11 protein-coding genes and 2 tRNA genes are annotated in these 19131 nt (G+C 67.7%); 3 read left to right on the top strand and 10 right to left on the bottom strand.

The window, feature by feature from the left end; all coding sequences use genetic code 11:
- Positions 1-849: MFS transporter (locus AAK988_RS09940; protein ID WP_369880691.1), on the top strand; the 849-nt coding region annotated here is incomplete at its 5' end.
- 143 nt (positions 850-992) lie between these two features.
- On the top strand, positions 993-2621 hold the full coding sequence (locus tag AAK988_RS09935; RefSeq protein WP_369880690.1) for an amidohydrolase: 1629 nt from the start codon (positions 993-995) through the stop codon (positions 2619-2621).
- A 236-nt stretch (positions 2622-2857) separates the two neighbouring features.
- On the opposite strand, the gene AAK988_RS09930 is transcribed toward AAK988_RS09935, so the two are convergent.
- On the bottom strand, positions 2858-4732 hold the full coding sequence (locus AAK988_RS09930; RefSeq protein WP_369880689.1) for a BglG family transcription antiterminator: 1875 nt from the start codon (positions 4730-4732) through the stop codon (positions 2858-2860).
- A 227-nt stretch (positions 4733-4959) separates the two neighbouring features.
- On the opposite strand from AAK988_RS09930, the gene AAK988_RS09925 reads away from it, so the two are divergent.
- Entirely contained in the window at positions 4960-6630 is a 1671-nt protein-coding gene (locus AAK988_RS09925; RefSeq protein ID WP_369880688.1) for an MFS transporter, read from the top strand.
- A 136-nt stretch (positions 6631-6766) separates the two neighbouring features.
- Here the strand turns inward: AAK988_RS09925 and sstT are convergent, their stop codons facing one another.
- The 9 genes from sstT to AAK988_RS09880 form a co-directional block, all read right to left on the bottom strand.
- On the bottom strand, positions 6767-8038 hold the full coding sequence (gene sstT / locus AAK988_RS09920; RefSeq protein WP_369880687.1) for a serine/threonine transporter SstT: 1272 nt from the start codon (positions 8036-8038) through the stop codon (positions 6767-6769).
- Between the two features lie 79 nt (positions 8039-8117).
- Positions 8118-8203, bottom strand: a tRNA-Leu gene (locus AAK988_RS09915).
- A gap of 194 nt (positions 8204-8397) precedes the next feature.
- Positions 8398-8472, bottom strand: a tRNA-Asn gene (locus AAK988_RS09910).
- A 201-nt stretch (positions 8473-8673) separates the two neighbouring features.
- A complete protein-coding gene (rlmKL, locus tag AAK988_RS09905) occupies positions 8674-11094 on the bottom strand; it encodes a bifunctional 23S rRNA (guanine(2069)-N(7))-methyltransferase RlmK/23S rRNA (guanine(2445)-N(2))-methyltransferase RlmL (RefSeq protein WP_369880685.1) in 2421 nt (806 codons plus the stop codon).
- Between the two features lie 254 nt (positions 11095-11348).
- Entirely contained in the window at positions 11349-12497 is a 1149-nt protein-coding gene (gene rpoD / locus AAK988_RS09900; RefSeq protein ID WP_369880692.1) for an RNA polymerase sigma factor RpoD, read from the bottom strand.
- A 379-nt stretch (positions 12498-12876) separates the two neighbouring features.
- Positions 12877-13587 carry a response regulator transcription factor gene (locus AAK988_RS09895; RefSeq protein ID WP_135971257.1) on the bottom strand — a complete coding sequence of 237 codons (711 nt, stop codon included), beginning with the start codon at positions 13585-13587 and terminating at the stop codon, positions 12877-12879.
- Positions 13580-15322, bottom strand: a complete 1743-nt coding sequence (locus tag AAK988_RS09890; RefSeq protein WP_369880683.1) for an ATP-binding protein — start codon at positions 15320-15322, stop codon at positions 13580-13582. The genes AAK988_RS09895 and AAK988_RS09890 overlap by 8 nt, the downstream gene beginning before the upstream one ends.
- Before the next feature lie 177 nt (positions 15323-15499).
- Positions 15500-16117 carry a 4Fe-4S dicluster domain-containing protein gene (locus AAK988_RS09885; RefSeq protein ID WP_016308959.1) on the bottom strand — a complete coding sequence of 206 codons (618 nt, stop codon included), beginning with the start codon at positions 16115-16117 and terminating at the stop codon, positions 15500-15502.
- Between the two features lie 16 nt (positions 16118-16133).
- On the bottom strand, positions 16134-18761 hold the full coding sequence (locus AAK988_RS09880; RefSeq protein ID WP_369873705.1) for a DMSO/selenate family reductase complex A subunit: 2628 nt from the start codon (positions 18759-18761) through the stop codon (positions 16134-16136).
- Positions 18762-19131 lie beyond the last annotated feature (370 nt).

Below are 19131 nucleotides of genomic sequence, written 5' to 3'. Positions count from 1 at the left end.
CCCCAGTCCTTCCTGAAGACCCCCCAGGTGCGCGCCGGCCTCGTGGCGAGCGCCATCACCTTCTTCTTCATGGGCGTCCAGGCCATCCTGCTCTCGCCCTACCTGCAGCTGGTGGCCGGCTGGTCGCCGGTGCTCATGGGCGTCATGGCGCTGGCCGTGGGCATCCCCACGTTCATCTTCTCGCTCGGCATCCCGAAGTTCATGCCGAACGCCAACCCGCGCCGCGTCATCCAGCTCGGCTACATCGTGATGGCCGCCGCCTTCATCCCCATGGCCCTCTCGCTGCACGGCTCTGAGGTCAACGGCCTCATGTGGGTCGGCCTGGCCGTGGCCGGCGCCGGCGCCGGTATCGTGTCCGCCCAGGCCAACAATATCGTGGCCCTGGCCGTGAACGAGCGCGACGCCTCCCAGTCCGGCGGCATCCAGACCACCATGCGCAACGTGGGCCAGGCCATCGGCGTGGCCGCCATCGGCGCGGTGCTCCTGTTCGGTATCACCGCCAACATCGACAACGCCATGGCCGAGAGCCCCGTCATCACCCCCGAGGTGCAGCAGGCCGTGGCCGAGCGCAACATCTCGCTCATGGGCGACGCGCAGTTCGAGGCCACCATCGCCGACATCCCCATGGACGATGCCCAGCGTGCCGAGCTCGTGCAGTTGAACTCCGACGCCCGCATCCAGTCCACCATCACCTCCTACGTGGTGGCCGCGGTGCTGATCTTGCTGGGCCTGCTGTCCACCCGCTGGATCACCATCTTCAAGAAGGATGAGGACGGCAAAGAGGAGACCATCGTCGAGGAGACCGCCGGCGAGCAACCCTTCGAGCCCGTGGTCGACCGCGAGATGTAGGCCGGCCGCCCTCTGACTGACCGGACGATACCCCGGCCTTGACCGAAGCGGGTGGGACGCGCACCCACCCGCTTCTTCTATCGGGGGAAGCCCTCTCGCACACCCCCTGCGCACCCCGTCATCCGACAATTGAAAGGAAGACCATGAAACGGCTTTTCACCAACGCCACCTTCGTCACCATGGTCGACGAGTTCGATACCGCCGACGCCCTGCTCGTCGACGACGAGGGCCGCATCGCCTTCGTCGGCCCCCTGGAGGAGGCCCGCAAGCGCGCCGAGGGCGCCGAGGAGGTGGACCTGGGCGGCGCGGCGGTGCTGCCCGGGCTCATCGACCCGCACAGCCACTTCACCGGCGCGCTGCAGTACCTCCTGTACGCCGACCTGTCCGCGTGCACCTCCTTCGCCGAGATCACCGAGACGCTCAAGGCGTTCGCCGCCGAGAACAACATCGGGCCCGACGGGGTCATCATGGGCAACGGCTACGACCAGAACAACCTGGTCGAGCAGCGCCATCCCGACAAGTCCGTCCTGAACGCCGTGTCCGAGGACACGCCCGTGCTCATCACGCACGTGTCGAACCACATGGGCGTGGCCAACGACTGCCTGCTGGAGCTGGCCGGCGTCACGCCCACGACCCCCGATCCGGAGGGCGGCCGCTACGGGCGCATGGACGGCACCGGCGACTTGGACGGCTACGCCGAGGAGCCGGCGGCCATGAACCCCTTCTACGCGGTGACCACGCCACGGCTCGGCCTCGACTTCGCCGCCATGGTGCCCGCCATGCAGCGCATCTACCTGGAGCACGGCGTGACCACCTGCCAGGACGGCGCCACCGCCCCCGACATGGCCGGCGTGCTCGTGTCGCTCGCGAAGGCGGGGCTTCTGAAGATGGATATCGTCGCGTACCCCATGTGGGGCACCGACGTCATGGCCACCCTGGCCGCCAACGCCGAGTTCGACAGCCAGAGATACACCGGCCACTTCCGCTTCGGCGGCCTGAAGATGTTCCTGGACGGCTCGCCCCAGGGCCTGACCGCCTGGATGACCGAGCCCTATGTGGAAGGCCCCGACGGCGAGCGCGACTGGGTGGCCTACGGCACCATGACCGACGAGGACGCCGCCGCCTTCGCGAAGATTGCCATCGACTCGAACCACCAGCTTTTGTGCCACTGCAACGGCGACGCGGCGGCCGACCAGCTGCTGCGCGTGTACGAGGCCGCCCGCGACGCCTCGGACAACCCGGACAAGATGGCCCTGCGCCCGGTGATGATCCACGCCCAGACCGCGCGCGCCGACCAGTACGAGAAGATGGCCGAGATCGGCATGATCCCCTCGATCTTCTCATCCCATATCTGGTACTGGGGCGACGCGCACCTGCGCAACCTCGGCCCCGCGCGCGGCGGGCGCGTGAGCGCCTGCGGCGACGCGGCGCGGGCGGGTCTGCCCTTCACCCTGCACACCGACACCCCGGTGCTGCGCCCGAACCTGCTGGAGGCCGCCTGGTGCGCCGTGAACCGCGTCACCAAGGCCGGCGCGCAGCTGGACGAGGACCAGAAGGTGACGCCGTATCAGGCCATGCGCGCCATCACCTTCAACGGCGCCTACCAGTACGGTGAGGAGGATCTGAAGGGCACGCTGGAGATGGGCAAGCTGGCCGACCTCGTGGTGCTCGACCGCAACCCGCTCGCCGTGGACCCGCGCGAGATCCGCGACATCAAGGTGCTCGCCACCATCAAGGAGGGCGAGACCCTCTACGAGCGCGACGGCCAGTAGGCCCGCACGCTTCCGCCCGCCGGCCGGGTACGACTCAGGGGAGGCCTTCGCGGCCTCCCCTTTTTTGATGCGCCGAACGCAGTGCGGGAACGGGCAGCGAACCGACCGAGCAATCGCGACGAATGCGCGGCGGTTCGACCGGGCGATGCCGGAAATGCGAAGCGGTGCGGCCGCAGGGGCAGCGGGAAGGGGCGCAGGCACGGTCGCTCGGCCACCGAGCATGCGCGACGGCTCTCCTATTCGGGGAAACCGACGAAGAAGCCGTCGTCGCTCACAAGATCGGAGGTATCGGCATAGTCCTCCACGAGGCGCTTGAACCGCTGCGTGAGGGGCATGAGGTCGCCCCGATCGGCCTCGGCCACGACGAGCACCGCCGCCATGGTGCAGCCGACAGCCTCGTTGCGCGCCTCCTCTTCCAACTGGTAGATGCGAATGGCCGTGGAGGCGACGCCCGGGCCGCACCAGGCGAACACGAGGGTGCGATCCCGCACGAGGGAGAGCGTCCAGAAAAGCCACGAGAAGCGATCGAAGTCCATGGCGATGAGCCCATCGTCCGAAAGCGCGCGGTACAGGCCGCGAAGGAGGCTGTCGGGCGCGGACTGGCAGCGCAGGACCTGGCGCTCCCACGGAGCGCGCACCTCCCGGCCCCGGTGCCACAGGGGCACCGAGGCGATGATGTGATCGATGTCGCTGCGGCTCACGGCCGGCGAGATGGTCACGCTGGGGAAGTCCACATCCAAAGGCTCGAAGGCCACGAGGAAGTCGAAGCGGTCGTGCAGGCGGCAGGCGGGCGCCGCGGTTGCGGCGAGCACCTCGTTTTCCGTCAGCACATCTGCCACCGACAGGCGCGAGGAGAGCTTCTCCATGCGGTGCGCGCCCCACAGGGCCAGATCGATGCCGCAGTTCACCACCAGCCCCACCCGATAGCAGCGCATGGCCCCGGTGGCCTCCAGGTAATCCAACAGCACGAGAACGAGCCGGGCGTAATCGGGGCTGAACAGGGCCGCCTCCACGAGCGAGGGCACCTCGCACAGCACCGAGGACAAAAGCAGCGCGCCGTCCATGGCCTCGTACTTCACGGCGCTCTCGTTGGGGTTCGGGGCCAGAAGCTCGCAGGAGCGCCGGGCCAGGCCGCTCTCCAGCAGAATGGCCAGGGGCTTGCCCATGTCCTCGGGCAAGGGCGCGCCAAAGGCCCCCTCCAGCGCGGCCGCGATGTCATCCACGATGGCCCGGGCCCGCTCGCTCGGCTCGTAGGCCTCCATGGCCGCCAGGCTCCACTGCCAGGTGCAGCAGTTCGCCATGTCGCGCAGAAGCCCCATCTCCGCCTCGCTCACGGCGATGGAGAAGTGGCGCTCCAGGCGGCGGCGCAGGTAGGCGAAGAACTGGGTCGGCTCCCCGTCGTCGCGCCAATGGCGCAGGCCGCAGCCGAGCTTGATGCGCGTGACCATGATGCAGAGGTAGACGCTGAACTGCCACTGGGCGTTGCTGGAGAACTCGAAGCCCAGATCGCGCTCCATCTCGTCGATGCAGCGCTCGAGGAACTGCCGGTCGTAGGGGTCCATGGCGCCGAGCAGCGAGGGAATGATGCGGCGGCGCACGGCCTGGGCCGGGAAGGAGAACAGCATGGACATGACGAAGCCGCGGATGGTCCACTCCGGTCCCTCCACGGCGACGGTCCGCCCCGCCGACAGCCTCAGGCCGCTCACGGCAAGCACCCCTTCCCACCAGTGCAGGTCGGCCTGGATCTGCTGCTTGTTGCGGAACAGGCGCCGGGCGAGGCTGTCGGCGCTATGGGGGCCGGGACAGCAGGTGAGGGCGATCATCTCCTGGCACAGGCGCTCGTAGCGCGGGTGCATCTCGGCCTCGCTCTCGCCGAGGAGACGCACCAGCCGGTTCTCCTCGCCGACCGCGAGCCCAAGGCGCAACCCGGCGCCCCGCTGACGGCCGACCCGCGTGGAGAAGCCCTCGTGCTCGAGAAACGCGTTGAGCGCCTTCACATCGCTGCGCACCGTGCGGTCCGAGCAGCCGAGCTCGCGACCGAAGTCGGCGGACGTCTTGTAGTCGCCGGCATCGAGCAGCGCCCGCAGAAGCGCTCCCTGCCTGCTGTTCATGGCCCCTCCTCTGCCCTATCGGTACCTGAGCGAATCGCTCACAAAGCCAGTGTAGCCCCGCCGACGGCGCCGAGGGCGACGATACCGTGGCAAGATGGCAACAGTTGGAAGAGATTCCCCGGGACACGGCCGCCCGCACCGTCCCTTGGGGGGAAAATCTCTGAGTGAAACGGGCAAGATATTGGGTTTCGCAACTCGCGAGTCCGCAACCGGTTGAGAGGTTCACTATGGCGACTATGGCTCTCGCCGCTGATCGCAGCGACCAGCGGCCCGCAACGATCCCGCAGGCAAGCTACGGGCCCCTGGCCGTGCTGGCCCTGGCCCAGATCGGCACCTCCAGCGACAGCGCGGCCATGAACCTGGCCACGGCGAGCCTCGTGGGGTCGCTCGGGGCCACCCTCGACGACATCCAGGTGGCCACGGCCCTGTTCTCGCTCATTGCCGGCGCCTTCATGATCGCCGGCGGCCTGGTGGGCGTCACCATCGGGCTGCGCCGGGGGCTGGTCGCAGGACTTTCCATGGCACTCGTCGGCGAGCTCATCGCCACGCTGTCTCCCAACATCGCCGTGTTCACCTGGGGCGGCCGCGTCGTCATGGCGCTCGGCGCGTGCCTGGTGACCCCGGCCGTGCTGGGTCTGGTGGCCGCGCTGTACCAGGGACGCCAACGGGCCATCGCCTTCGGCACCATTGCCGGAGCGGCGGCGCTTTCCACCCTGTCTCCTTTGGCCTTGGGCGCGGTCATGGACCAAGCCGGCTTCCGCCTCACCTTCGCCATCATGGCCGCCTACTTCGCCATCGTGCTGTGCTGCACGCGTCTCGTGCCGGCCACCCCGCCGGCCGGCAGGCACGCCCGCTTCGACGTGGCCGGCACTGCCGTGGCCGCGCTCGGCCTGGGGCTCGCGCTGCTCGGCGTGTCGCACCTGTCGGACTGGGGCATCCTCGCCCCGCAGAAGATGTGCCCCTTCACCGTGTTCGGCATGGCCCCCACCCTGCCGGCCATCGTGGCGGGGCTTCTGCTGCTCGGCCTGCTCGTGCCCACCGAGCGACGGGCCGAGCGCCGGGGCAACCCGCTCATTCCCACGGTCTTTGTCACCTCGAAGGGGGTGCGCGCCGGCCTGGCCGCGGTGTTCGTACCGTTCTTCTACATGGGCGCCGTGGGCATCTTGGCCACGCCCTACCTGCAGCTCGTCACCGGATTCACGGCCCTGCAGACGGGCCTCCTGTCACTGCTCTCGGGCATTCCGATGTTCCTTCTGGCCACCTTCCTACCCAAGCTGGCACCGCACCTCTCCTCGCGGTTCATCATCCGCGCCGGGTTCGTCGCTCTCGCCTGCGCCTGCGGCCTCATGGCCCTCGGCGTGCAGCAGCACGGGGTGGCGCTGCCGCTGTTCTTGGGCATGGCGCTCGGCGGCTTCGGCGTAGGCGCCGTGAACTCCCAGGCTAACAACGCCGTGGCCTGCTCGGTGAGCCGCGAGGAGGCCGAGCAGTCCGGCGGCATCCAGGGGGCGGCCCGCTCCATCGGCCTGGCCCTCGGCACCGCGCTCGCGGGCACGTGCCTTCTGCTCACCATGGCCGGCGGCTTCACCACCCTCGCCGCCGAGGGCGGCGTGCAGCACGACCTCATGGCCGCAGCCACCGACCGGGCCTCCACCCTCATGGCCGACGATGCCTTCGACGAGCTCACCGCCCAGTGGGGCGCGAGCGAGGACCAGGCCGCCAAGCTTGTGGAGGCGAAGTCGGCCGCGCAATCCAATGCCATGCGCCTCACCTTCGGCGCCCTCGGCTGCGTGGTGCTCCTCAGTTTGCTGACCACGCGCAACCTCGTGGAGACCGCCGTTCCCGAGAGTCCCGGAAAGACCCTGGGAACCGAGCGGGCCGAGAGCACTACCCGCTCCTAGCCCCGCGGAAGAGAGGGGGCCGCACGCTCCGCCAAAGCCGTGAGCGCCGCGGCACGCTCCCGCATGGGCCGACATAAGAAAAGGGAACCTGCCTCAGCAGATTCCCTTGGGCTTGGACCATATGTTGTCGGCGGGACTAGGCCAGCTCGTCGGCAGAGTAGGCGTCCTGGCCGAGGCGCACTTCCTTGCCCTCCTTGATGAGCTGGCGGTACTCGGCAGTAGCCGTGAACACCACGTCGGAAGAGGAGTTCAGACCGGTCTCGCAGGAATCCTGGATGACGCCGATGATGAAGCCGATGCCCACCACCTGCATGGCGATGTCGTTGGTGATGCCGAACAGGGCGCAGCACATGGGGATGAGCAGCAGCGAGCCGCCGGCCACGCCAGAGGCGCCGCAGGCGGACACGGCGGCCAACACGCAGAGGATGAGCGCGGTCACCGGATCGACGGCCAGGTTGATGGTCTGGCAGGCGGCCATGGTCATCACCGTGATGGTGACGGCGGCGCCGGCCATGTTGATGGTGGCCCCCAGCGGGATGGACACCGAGTAGTTGTCCTTGTTCAGGCCGAGCTTGCGGCACAGCTCCATGTTCACGGGGATGTTCGCCGCCGAGCTGCGGGTGAAAAACGCGGTGAGGCCCGAGTCCTTCAGGCAGCGCAGCACGAGCGGATAGGGGTTCTTGCGGGTGCACACCCACACGATGAGCGGGTTGGTAACGAGCGCGATGACGAGCATGCAGGCCACGAGCACCAGGATGAGGTGGCCGTACTCGAGGAAGATGTCGGTGCCGGAGGTGCTGACCGAGGCGTACACGAGGCCGAGGATGCCGAAGGGGGCCAGGTTGATGACCCAGCGCACGGCCTTGGACACGGCGTCGGAGATGGCGGTGAATACTTCCTTGGTGTGTTCGCCGGCGGCGCGCAGGGCGATGCCGAGGACCACGGCCCAGGCGAGGATGCCCACGTAGTTGGCGTTCATGAGCGCGTCGACCGGATTCGCCACGATGTTCATGAGCAGAGTGGTGAGCACTTCCCCTATGCCCTCGGGAGCGGCCTGCTCCACCATGGAAGAGGTGTCCAGGGTGAGGACGGAGGGGAACAGCTCGCTGCCGATAAGGGCCACGACGGCGGCCACGAGGGTGCTTATCACGTAGAGAACGACAACGGTCTTCATGGTACCGGCGCCCTCGGCGTTGCACAGGGCGCTGATGACCAGGAAGAACACGAGGACGGGCGCCACGGCTTTCAGAGCGCCCACGAACAGCGAGCCCAAAAGCGTGATGACGTCGGTCCAGGGCTGCACGTTGGGGATGAGCAGCGCCAGAACAATGCCGATAACAAGACCAATGAGAATGCGCTTGATGAGGCTAATCTCGTTGTACTTCCTGAATACTGCGGGGACTGCCAAGGTGATTCTCCTTTTTCTTCGCGCACGCCGCCTCCGGCGCGCGTCCCGGCTGCCCGGCCGAGGGCCGGAAAGCAAAAAATGGTGCGGGCGAAAGGACTTGAACCTTCACGGGGGTTGCCCACCAGAACCTAAATCTGGCGCGTCTGCCAATTCCGCCACGCCCGCATTGCCAAACTCGCGGCGAAGCATCTTCGCCGCGCCGTTCCATGATAGCAAAAGACCCGCCCCGACAAGGGGACAACGGCCAATTACCGTATTTGGGATACGCCTGTTCGGGGACGGGAATCCACGCGGATCGCACGAAGCAGGGCAGCAGGAGAAAAGAAAGAACCCTCCAAGAGGAGGGTTCTGAACAATCATGGCTCCCCGGGTAGGATTCGAACCTACAACCCTTCGGTTAACAGCCGAATGCTCTGCCGTTGAGCTACCGAGGAATATCGGCGGGGCTTCTCGCCCTCAGCGCAAGATAGAATTATACCGAAGCGCCTCGGGTTTGCAAGAACTTTTTTGGTCGATGGCGAAAATAGTTCTCATCGGCAACCAGGCGGCCCCAAGCGCCGTCCCTCCCCGCTTCCGTCATCGGTCAGGCCCGACCCTGGGCATCGCCCCCCCGCTTCCGTCGAGACGGCCCGGCCTCAAGCATCGGCCTCCGCTTCCGCCGAGACGGCCCTTCGCACCAAATAGCAGTGGTGGATGCGAGGATTGCGCTCGAAATCGTGGGGTATGGTGCTCGCCGTGATGTCCTCGATGGCCACGCCGCACTTGGCCAGGGCCTCGCGGTCGGGCTTGAAGCTGCGCAGGTTGCAGGAGAACACTGCCACGCCGTCTTTCGCCAGCAGCCGCGAGACGCCGATAAGCAGCTCGGCGTGATCGCGCTGCACATCCCAGGTGCGCCGGCCCATGGCCTTGGAGTTGGAGAACGTGGGCGGATCCACGAAGATGAGATCCCAGGTGTGCCGCCCGCGGCGGGCCTCCTGGACCCAGCGCACCACGTCAGCGCGCACGAGCTCGTGGGAGCCCTGGCCGCGGGAGGCCGCTTTCCGACCGCCTCTCCCCTTGCCGGCCCGACCTCCTTCCACGCGGGCGTCTCCCTCGGCCGCAAAGCCGTTGGCCTCCAGGTTGCGGGCAGCCCAATCCAGATAGGTCTGGGAGAGGTCCACCGTGGTGGTAGACGCGGCCCCGGCCGCCGCCGCGTGCAGCGTGGCCACGCCGGTATAGGCGAACAGGTTCAGGAAGCGCTTGCCCGCAGCCATCTTCCCCACCATCTCGCGGGTCGTGCGATGGTCGAGGAAGATGCCGGTATCCAGGTAGCCGCCCAGATCGATCTCGCAGACAAGGCCGTCCTCGCTCGTATGGGTCACGTAACTGCGGCCGCCGGCGTCACGGTACTGGCCGCCGCCGCGGGCCCGCAGGCGCGCCTTGGAGAACACGTGGTCGGGACGGATGCCGAGCACCGCCGGCACAATGGCGAGCACGTCCTCGAAACGGGCCCGGGCCACATCCGGGTTCACCGATTTGGGCGGGGCGTACTCGGCCACGTGGGCGTAGAGAATGCCCTCGGCATCGCCTGCGCCCTCGTACAGGTCGATGGCGCAGGCGTACTCGGGCAGGTCACCGTCGTAGAGGCGGTAGCAGGCAACGCCCTCGCGCGCGGCCCACTTGCGCCGTTCCCGAGCCACCTTGCGCAGGCGGCTCGCGAACTGGGCCGAGGCGGCGTCGTTCACCTCCACGGAAAGCTCGGTGCCCCCGGCCGGGTTGGCCACGGCGATGACCGCCGGCTCGCAAGGGGGCGCGTCGAAGCGCTCGAGGACCGCCTCGGCCCGACCCCGGCCGATCTCGATGCGCTCGGCGGCCGGAGTGCGAAAGCGGGTCGAAAAGCCGCCGGCGCCGACGAAGCCGAAACGGGACCCGGCCGGGGCCCGGCGGGCGGCGGCCACGCAGGCCGCCTGCTCGGCCACGGCCCGGGCATCGTCCTCGGCCCGGCCGGCCGGGGCGACGTTGGCCACCACGAGGGCGGGCGCCGCCCCGGCACCCAGGGCCGCTCCCGTCCGCTCCACGGCCCGCACCAGGCGCTCCTCCACCGCATCCGCGTCCTCGGCGGCGACCGCCTCCACGCTCGCCACCGCCCGCAGGCCCGCGGCCCGCAGATGGCCGCGGGCCCGGGCCACGGCCGGTGAGGAGGCCGACAGCCCCACGATGCGCACGGTGCGCTGATCGGGCGCATCCACCGTGGCACTCGCCGCGCCCTCGGCACCAAGCACGCGAGCGAGCCCCGCCTCCAAGCGGTCGTCGGCCTCAGCCAGCAAATCGTCCCACGCCGCGGCGTCAAAGCGCGCCCATCCGGCGAACCCCCAACGATCCCGCACGAGACCGGGCGCCTGGTCCGCTAGAAGGCCCGCTGCCTCGCACAGCAGGATGCCGTCGTCGCATGCCGGGTCCAGAAACCCCCAACCAGCCGCCAAGCGCTCCGGCGCCCCCAGCGCCGCCAGCAGCGCCGCGGCCTGGGCCACGGCCACGGGGGCATCGGGGCCGTCCTCGGGCCGCAGGTAGCTGCGCCGTGCCAGCGATGCCCCCGATAGATCGAGGGCAATGGTGGCCCGATCGTCGCGCAGGCGCACCTCGATGAGCGCGTCGGGCGCCTGGGCGTCCACATCGGGACGCGCCCCCCGCGCCTCGGCCAGGCGATCGCACACGGCGTCCTTTACCTTCAACGCCGTGAACTGGGTGTTGCGCAGCTCGCCATTCACGCCGTTGGCCCGCACGGCAATGCTCGCCCTCTCGGCCAGCACCTCTTCCCAGGCCAGGTTCCGCACACCCGCGTACAGCGCGCCGGCGTCGGAAGCATCTACGCGGCCCACCACCACATTCACGCGGCCCGCCAACCGCGACCACAGACAGACCCGCAGGGCCGTCTCCGGCGAGCCGTAGAAGGCCGCGCCACCGACCAGCGGGCGCACCTTGCGCACCGCGAGCCCGTGCAGCTCGTCGGATAGCAGCGATTCGACCCCCGGCAGACAGGTGGCGAAGAACTCGTGCTCGTGCTTTTTGCTTGTCATCGCAAGCTCCTTCAAGAGTAGAAAGTGAAAAAGTGGACAAAAATGCCTCGAATGCTCCCAATGCTCGCCAAAAAAGCTCCGCAGAAACCCGCAGTGGGCCATTTCGACGCTTCTGGGGGTCCCTCAGGCGCCTTCAGGGCCCGAAAACCAACCTACCGAGAGCAAGAACAGCGCACTCGAAGCCTTTTTGTCCACCAAAAGCCAAAGTGCTCTCGCTCCAAGAAGAAGGCCGGCAAGACGGCCGGCCTTCTCGTTTAATCTTCCAGGTAGTCCTTCAATTTGCTGGATCGGGAGGGGTGCCTCAGCTTCGCCAGGGTCTTGCTCTCGATCTGGCGGATGCGCTCGCGGGTGACGCCGAACTCGCGGCCCACCTCCTCCAGGGTGCGCGGGTGGCCGTCCTCCAGGCCGAAACGCAGACTGATGACCTTGCGCTCGCGCTCGGCCAGGCCCTCCAGCACCTTGGCCAGCTGCTCCTGCAGCATGGAGAAGCTGGCGGCATCCGGGGGCACCACGGCGGCGTCGTCCTCGATGAAGTCGCCGAGCTGGGAATCCTCCTCCTCGCCGATGGGGGTCTCCAGGCTCACCGGCTCCTGGGAAATCTTCTGGATCCCGCGCACGCGCTCAGCAGTGAGCCCCATCTCCTCGCCGATCTCCTCGGGGGTTGGCTCGCGGCCGAGCTCCTGCAGAAGCTGGCGCTGGATGCGCACGAGCTTGTTGATGGTCTCCACCATGTGCACGGGAATGCGGATGGTGCGGGCCTGGTCGGCGATGGCGCGGGTGATGGCCTGGCGGATCCACCAGGTGGCGTAGGTGGAGAACTTGAAGCCCTTGGTGTAGTCGAACTTCTCCACGGCGCGGATGAGGCCCAGGTTGCCCTCCTGGATGAGGTCCAGAAACAGCATGCCGCGGCCCACGTAGCGCTTGGCGATGGACACCACGAGGCGCAGGTTGGCCTCGATGAGCTGCTGCTTGGCATCCAGGCCCACCTGCTCGATGCGGGACAGGCGGCGCTTCTCGCGGCGCTCCAGCTCGATGCCGTCTTCCTCCGCCTTCTCCAGCTCCTCGGTAGCGGCCACGCCGGCCTCGATCTTCATGGCGAGATCGATCTCCTCGGCAGCGGTGAGCAGGGGCACCTTGCCGATCTCCTTCAGGTACATGCGCACCGGGTCGCCGGTGAGCATGGTCACGCCGGCATCGGGGTTGCGCTTCGTGCGCACGCGGGCGCGGGTGCGGGGCGTCACCTTGGGCAGGGCCGCCGCCTCCACCGTGGCCTTCAGCTCGTCCTCGGGAATGCCGTCCAGCAGGTCTTCCTCGGAATCGAGGCCCGCCTCGATCTTATCCTCGGTCAGGCCGTCGGAAGCCGAATCGCTCGCTGCGCTCGTCGGCGGCTCCGTGGTGTCCATATCATCATCGTCCAGGTCGTCCAACCCCTCGACGTCCTCGGTCACCACAACTTCTTCAATGTCTTGCTCAGGATTCTTCTTTGCAGCATCAGCCACGCGATAGTCCTTTCTCCAGTGTCCGCGCCTGATTTTGGGTACAGAAACTCAATTCTGGCACAGAGATACAGCAGAGAAGAATACTACAAATTGAAAGGCCCTTCAAGGGAAAACCGACGGGAAGTTTCACCTTACACTCAGGCAAAGTATCCTGGAAAACTCCATGGGAAGGCACCTGCCCCAGCACGGCGCTCGCGGTCGGAGCGGTCGCCGAGAGCCGTGAGCCGTCGGCGCGCGCCCCGCGAGCACGCTGCCGGTTCACGGCCGGCCGGCCCCTCGCGGCTCACAGGCGGTCGGCCAGCTTGTAGCCGATGCGCCAGATGGTGGTGAGGTAGCGGGGCTTGGAGGGGTCCTCCTCGATTTTCTCGCGGATCTTGCGCACCATGACGGTGATGGAGCTGGGATCGGCGGCCTCGACGTCGCCCCAGAGCGCCTCCAGGATCTGGTCGCGGGTGAACACGGCCCCCGGGTCGGAGGCGAGCACCTCCAGCAGCTCGATCTCCCGGGAGGACAGGCCCACCGGCTCACCGCCCAGGCGCACGTCGTACTTCCCGAAGTGAATCTCCAGATTCCCCACGGCGAAGACGTCGGGGCGGCGGCTGCGGTCCTCGCGACCCCGCTCCCGCTCGCGCTCACGGCGGCGCACGTGGGCGTTCACTCGCAGGAGCAGCTCCTCAGGCTGGAAGGGCTTCACCAGGTAGTCGTCGGCCCCGGCCTTGAAGCCGATGGACTTGTCCACGATATCGCCCTTGGCCGTGAGGAACATGATGGGCACCTGGCGGCCCTCGGCGCGGATGATCTCGCAGATCTCGAAGCCGTTGATATCCGGCAGCATCACGTCCAGGATAAGGAAGTCGGGCCGGGCCTCCCTCAGCAGGGCCAGACCCTCCTCGCCGCTGCCGGCGCAGCAGAAGTCGTAGCCGCCGCGGCGGGCGATCTGGCCGATGAGCACCTGCATGGATTCGTCATCGTCGATGAGCATCACCTTAGTCATGGATATCCTCCTCCCTCACCGGCAGGGTGACGGTGAACACCGAGCCTTGGCCCGGCTCGCTTTCCACCGCCACGGAACCGCCCAACATGGCCACGAGATCCTTCACGAGGGAAAGTCCCAGGCCGCTGCCGCCGTAGCGACGCACGGTGGACATGTTCTCCTGGCGGAACCGCTCGAAGATGAGCTCCTGGGCCTCGGCGGGAATGCCGATGCCGGTGTCGGCCACGGCCGCCTCGATGACCCGGGCGCCCGGAGCGCCGTCGCAGCGCACCCGCACCGTGACCGCGCCGCCCCGATCGGTGAACTTCACGGCGTTGCTCGCCAGGTTCGCGAGCACGCGCCGCAGCTTCTCCCAGTCGCTGCGGATGAGGGGCACGTCGTAGTCGACCCGCGTGGCGAAGGCCACGCCCTTCTTGGCCGCCACCGGTGCCAGGGCCGATTCCACCATGCCCACCACGTCGTTCAAGTCCAGCAGCTCCAGGTTCAGCGTCTCGGAACCGGCCTGAATGCGGGCGCACTCGAGCACATTGTCTACCATTTCCAGGAGAATAGCCCCGTTCTTGTCGATCTCCTCCAGCTGGCGGGCGGCCTCCTCGTCGGCCGGATCCATGGACTGCCCCAGCAGGTCGGCAAAGGCGAGGATGGAGGTGAGGGGCGTGCGCAGCTCGTGGCTGACGATGGCCAGGAAATCGGATTTGTACTGGTTGTCCCGGGACAGCTGCTCGTTGATCTCCTCGACCCGCTCCCGCTGGCGCTCCAGCTCGGCGTTGGCCCGCCGCAGCTGCTCGGTACGCTCGGCCACCTGGGATTCCAAGCTGCCGTAGAGCTCCTCCAGTCGCCGGGCCATGGAATGGTACTGCTCGATGAGCCCGTCCACCTCTCGGGTGGAGTACAGGGCGCCCCGCTCGGCGCTGGGAAGCGATCCGCGCTCGGGCAGGCCCCTGAGCGCCCCGTCCCCGCCTGGGCCCCGCCCCGTCCATCGCCCGCCGCCTCCCGCTCCTCCCCCTGCGCCGGCCACCCGGGAGAAGGAGGCCCGCAGCTCGGTCAAAGGCTCGGTGATCAGCCGGCTGAGCACCACGTAGATGATGAGGGCCATGGCCGCCGTCACGGCCAGGAAGAACACCATGTTCGACACGATGGCGTCGCGCATGTTCGCGAGGGCCGAATCGGCGGGCACTACCACCGACACGGCGCCGGCCACGTCCCCCACCTTCCAGCCCTCCTTGGGGTAGCCCGTGGCGTCTATCTCGCCGGCCGGCTCGCCGTGGCACTCGATGCAGTCCTCGGAAACGTCCATGGCGCGCACGTAGCGAAAGACCTGCTGGTCCTCCTCGGTCTCGAAACCCCAGGCTTCGTCGGGGCCGCCCTCGACCAGAAAGCCCTCGATAGCGGCCGCCTCGTAGGCGTCGGGCGTGTTGTAGATGTTGCGCGGGTTCAGATTCGTGAAGCGGATGGAGTAGTCGGACTTCTCCGAGAACAGGGCCGCCACGGACTTGCCGGCGATGGCGCAGTGCAGCCCCTTGTAGTCGTAGTCGCCGGCGGCAGTGTAGTTGATGACGCTCTGGTTAAGCGAGATGAAGTCCCATACCGCATCCATCTCGGTGACGAGTACGCGCGACTTCTCGAGAAGGTCGGTCTCGGCCCGGCGAGCCTGGTCGTCGTAGGTGAACACAAGGAACACCGCCGAGATGACCACGAGCACAGCGGTCAGAAGGCCGATGAGCTTCGTCCTCAATCCGATGGCGCTCTGTTCTCCCCCGCGACGCATCACGCTGTCCGAGCCTTCTGCGGCCCTGCCCCCCTCTCCGTTCTCGCAGTTCCCCACCGCAGCCTCCCATGCAGGTACGGCTGGTAGGATGTTATACCCTACCAGCCGCGATAATACCAGTCTTTACGACGACGGGTCGCGCCCTTAGGCCTCGTGGCCCACTTCCTGCGGGTTGCGCAGCGTGCCGCCCTTGTCCGCGTCGCGATGCAACGCGAACACCACGGCCGGGCCGGTCTCGTCAGTCAGCTCGCCGATGGCCGCCGCCCCCTCCGGGTGCGCCTCGCGCAAGCTGGCGATGGGGCCGAACTCCAGGGCGCGCACCGGGCAGGCCTTGGCGCAGGTGGGATCCGGGGTGCCCTCGGGGTTCTCGTCGGAGCAGAGCACGCACTTGTGGGAGAGCCCGTCGTCCAGCTGCACGGGGTGCCCGTAGGGGCAGCTCTTCTCGCAGGTCATGCAGCCGATGCACTTCTCCTTATCGTTGTTCACGATGCCCGTCTCTGGGTCCTTCTGCATGGCGCCGGTGGGGCAGTTGGCCACGCAGGCCGGGCTCTCGCAGTGGCCGCAGGTCATGGAGGCGTAGTAGGTGAAGGCCGTGGCGGTAAACGCGCCGGCCTCGTCGGCGGTCCACTCGCCGCCGCCGAACTCGTACACCTTGCGGAACTTGGCCGGCACTTCCAAATCGTTGCGATCGAAGCACGAGGTCATGCAGGCCTTGCAGCCGGTGCAGATGTCGGTGTTGACGAAAAATCCGTACTGTTCCATGGTAATCTCCCCCTTCTTAGGCCTTCTCGATCTTGCACAGGTTGGAATGCACGCCGTTGCCCTTGGAGATGGGCGTGGGGCGCGAGGACGTGAGCACCGAGATGCAGCCGCCCCGGTCGAGCACGCCACGGTCGCCGATGGTGGCCCCGTCGCGGGTCTCCGGGTCGTACCAGGCGCCCTGGGGCACGCTGACCACGCCGGGCATGATGCGGTTGGTGACCTTCGCGGTCATCTGGGAGCGGCCGCGCTCCGTGGACACGATGACGGCATCGTCCTGGGCAATGCCGAGGGTCGCCGCGTCGCCGTCGTTGATCCAGCACTGCTGGGGCGCCACCGAGCTCATCCAGGGCACATTGCCGTAGGAGGAGTGGGTGCGCGTCTTGGTGTGGTGGCCGATGAGCTGGAAGGGGTACTCCTGCCGCAGCGGGTCGCCGAAGCCCTCGAAGTGGTCGTACCAGATGGGCAGGGCCGTGATCTGGTCGCGGCCGTCGTCGGGGATGACGCCGCCGCCGGTGAGGTCCCACTGCTTCGACAGGTTGTAGGCCTGCTTGGAGAAGACCTCGTACTTGCCGGAGGGGGTGGCCAGCGCCTCGGGCAGGGGCGCCACGGCCGGCTCGTGGTCGTCGGTCTGCTTGAACAGGCCGCCGGCGCGGAACTCCTCGAAGGTGGCGGGCAGGTCGTCGCCGGCCTCCTTGCCCTGCTCGTAGCACCACTCGATCCAGTCGAGCTGGCTCTTGCCCTCGGTGAACTCATCCTTGAGCCCCAGCTTGTCGGCGATGAGCGTGCAGATCTCGTAGACGGGCTTGGCCTCGAACAGCGGCTCGATGGCCTTGCTCTCGCAGCAGATGAAGCCGGTCCAGGCGGTACCGCCGGTGGTGAGGTCGTCCTCCTCGAAGGGGGTGGTGCCGGGCAGGATGATGTCGGAGGCCATGGCCGTCGGCGTCATCCAGGGATCCACGGTCACGATCATGCGCACGCCGGAGTCCTTCTCGTCGGGCAGGTTGTAGATGCGCAGGGAGTCGTTGATGTCGGCGTGCTGGCCCATCATGACGTTGGAGCCGTAGTTCCAGATGAACTTGATGGGGGCCTTCAGGGCGATGGTGCCGGGCTCCTCGGCATAGGAGGTCGCACCGGTCTCGTCGATATGGCGGATGCCCCAGGTGGCGTCGTTCATGACCGTGTAGTCCTCGATGGCCTGGTACCAATCGAAGAAGGACACGCACACGTCCACGGTGTTCTTCTCGGGGAAGCACGGGATGGCCGTCGGGGTGGCGTAGGGCACGCCGCCCACACCCTCGCGGGCGCCGGTGCCGCCGCCGGAGATGCCCACGTTGCCGGTGATGGCGGCGATCATGGCGATGGCGCGGGAGCTGTTGCCGCCGTTGGAGTGGCGCTGCGGGCCCCAGCCCTGGATGGTGGCCGTGGGGCCGTCCACGTACAGGTCGGCCAGCTCTCGGATGACGGCGGCGGGAATACCGGTGATGGCGGCGGCCCACTCGGGGGTCTTCTCGCCGGTACCGGCGTAGGCGCCGGTGCCCGCGAGGTAGGCCTCGTAGGACATGTCCTCCTCCACGGTGAGCGAACCGGACGCATCCAGGCCCATGAACGCCGTGCTCGCGGGCTCGGCGGCGGCCACGTCCTCGGCGAAGCTGTCGGAGAAGAAGCCGACGAACTTGCTGCGAAGGAAGTCCTCGTCCAGCTTGCCCTCGGCGAAGAGGTACTGGATCATGCCGGCGACGAGGGCCGCATCGGTGCCGGGGCGGATGGGGATCCAGCGGTTGGCCACGCCCACGGCCGTGTCGGACAGGTGCGGGTCCACCACCACGATGGTGGCCTCGGGGTTGTCCTGACGCACCCGGGTGAGCAGGTACTGCATGGCCGAGCCGGACATGCGCGTGTTGGCCGGGTTGTTGCCGAACAGCACGATGTTCTTGGAGTTCACCAGGTCGGTCACCTCGTTGTTGGACCAGGCGTCGCCGTTGAACAGCGGCATCTCCCAGGTGATCTGGCCGGTGGAGTAGTCGGCGTACTGGCGCAGGTAGCCGCCCCACAGGTTCATGAGACGGGCGAACATGGTGGAGTCGGGGTGCCACGACTTCGACACGGTGCCGCCGAGCACGCCGGTGCCGTACTGGATATAGAAGGCGTCGTTGCCGTACTCCTCCTTGATCTCCTTCATGGTGGTGGCGATAAGCTCGATGGCCTCGTCCCAGGAGATCTCCTCGTACTTACCCTCGCCGCGCTTGGTGCCCTCTACGCGCTTGAGCGGTTTCTGCACGCGGTCGGGGCTGTAGATGCGCTGGCGGTTGGTGCGACCGCGCACGCAGGAGCGCATCTGGTAGATCTTGCCGGGGCCGAACTCGTCATCGCCGTCGGAATCGATGTCGATGCGCACGACCTGGCCGTCCTTCACGTAGGTCTTCAGCGGGCAGCGGCTGCCGCAGTTCACATGGCACGCCGACCAGGCGACCGTATCGTAGTCGAGCGGCTCGCCGCCCGTGACGGGCAGGCTCTCCTCCTCGGACGCATCGGTCTGCGCGGCCGGAGCGCACCCGGTCAGCGCCACGCCGACTCCGGTAACGCCCGCCAAGCCGAGAAACGAACGGCGGCTGAGGCCCCCGAACGTCTGCGCAGTCTTCTCCATAGACTCCCCTTTCCTCGTCGTCTCGAGGATCCCGGGCAGGATCCTCCCTCGTTGGGGCAGTCTACGCGCATCGCCGTGGAACCTCCATGGGTATTTGGTTCATTTTTCCTTGGGAAATTCTTATCGAAATATTGCGCCCCAGGTGGGACGGGCAACCTCTCAGTCGGTCGGCGGTCGGAGCGACGGGAGGGAAAGCGAGGACGAGATGCCGCGAAGGCCGCGGTGGATTCGGCTGGGGAGGCGCCGCGGCGAAGGCCGGCGAGGCTCGAGGGGCGGAGGCGCCGCAGGCAGCTGGCGGCGGGCGAGGCGAGCTCGGTCGGGAAGGCACTCGGGACGAGGCGAGATCGGTTGGGAAGACGCTCGGGACGAG

Origin of the sequence: Adlercreutzia muris, from assembly GCF_041223505.1 — a bacterium.
GTDB classification, from domain to species: domain Bacteria; phylum Actinomycetota; class Coriobacteriia; order Coriobacteriales; family Eggerthellaceae; genus Adlercreutzia; species Adlercreutzia muris.
The sequence above is the reverse complement of the archived record's forward strand: the minus strand, read 5'-3'. Positions and strand labels throughout refer to the sequence as shown.

Coding starts and splice junctions, on each gene's coding strand:
- AAK988_RS09935 (WP_369880690.1), top strand. CDS start 993: ATGAAACGGCTTTTCACCAACGCCACCTTCGTCACCATGGTCGACGAG.
- AAK988_RS09930 (WP_369880689.1), bottom strand. CDS start 4,732: ATGAACAGCAGGCAGGGAGCGCTTCTGCGGGCGCTGCTCGATGCCGGC.
- AAK988_RS09925 (WP_369880688.1), top strand. CDS start 4,960: ATGGCGACTATGGCTCTCGCCGCTGATCGCAGCGACCAGCGGCCCGCA.
- rlmKL (WP_369880685.1), bottom strand. CDS start 11,094: ATGACAAGCAAAAAGCACGAGCACGAGTTCTTCGCCACCTGTCTGCCG.
- rpoD (WP_369880692.1), bottom strand. CDS start 12,497: ATGGACACCACGGAGCCGCCGACGAGCGCAGCGAGCGATTCGGCTTCC.
- AAK988_RS09895 (WP_135971257.1), bottom strand. CDS start 13,587: ATGACTAAGGTGATGCTCATCGACGATGACGAATCCATGCAGGTGCTC.
- AAK988_RS09885 (WP_016308959.1), bottom strand. CDS start 16,117: ATGGAACAGTACGGATTTTTCGTCAACACCGACATCTGCACCGGCTGC.
- AAK988_RS09880 (WP_369873705.1), bottom strand. CDS start 18,761: ATGGAGAAGACTGCGCAGACGTTCGGGGGCCTCAGCCGCCGTTCGTTT.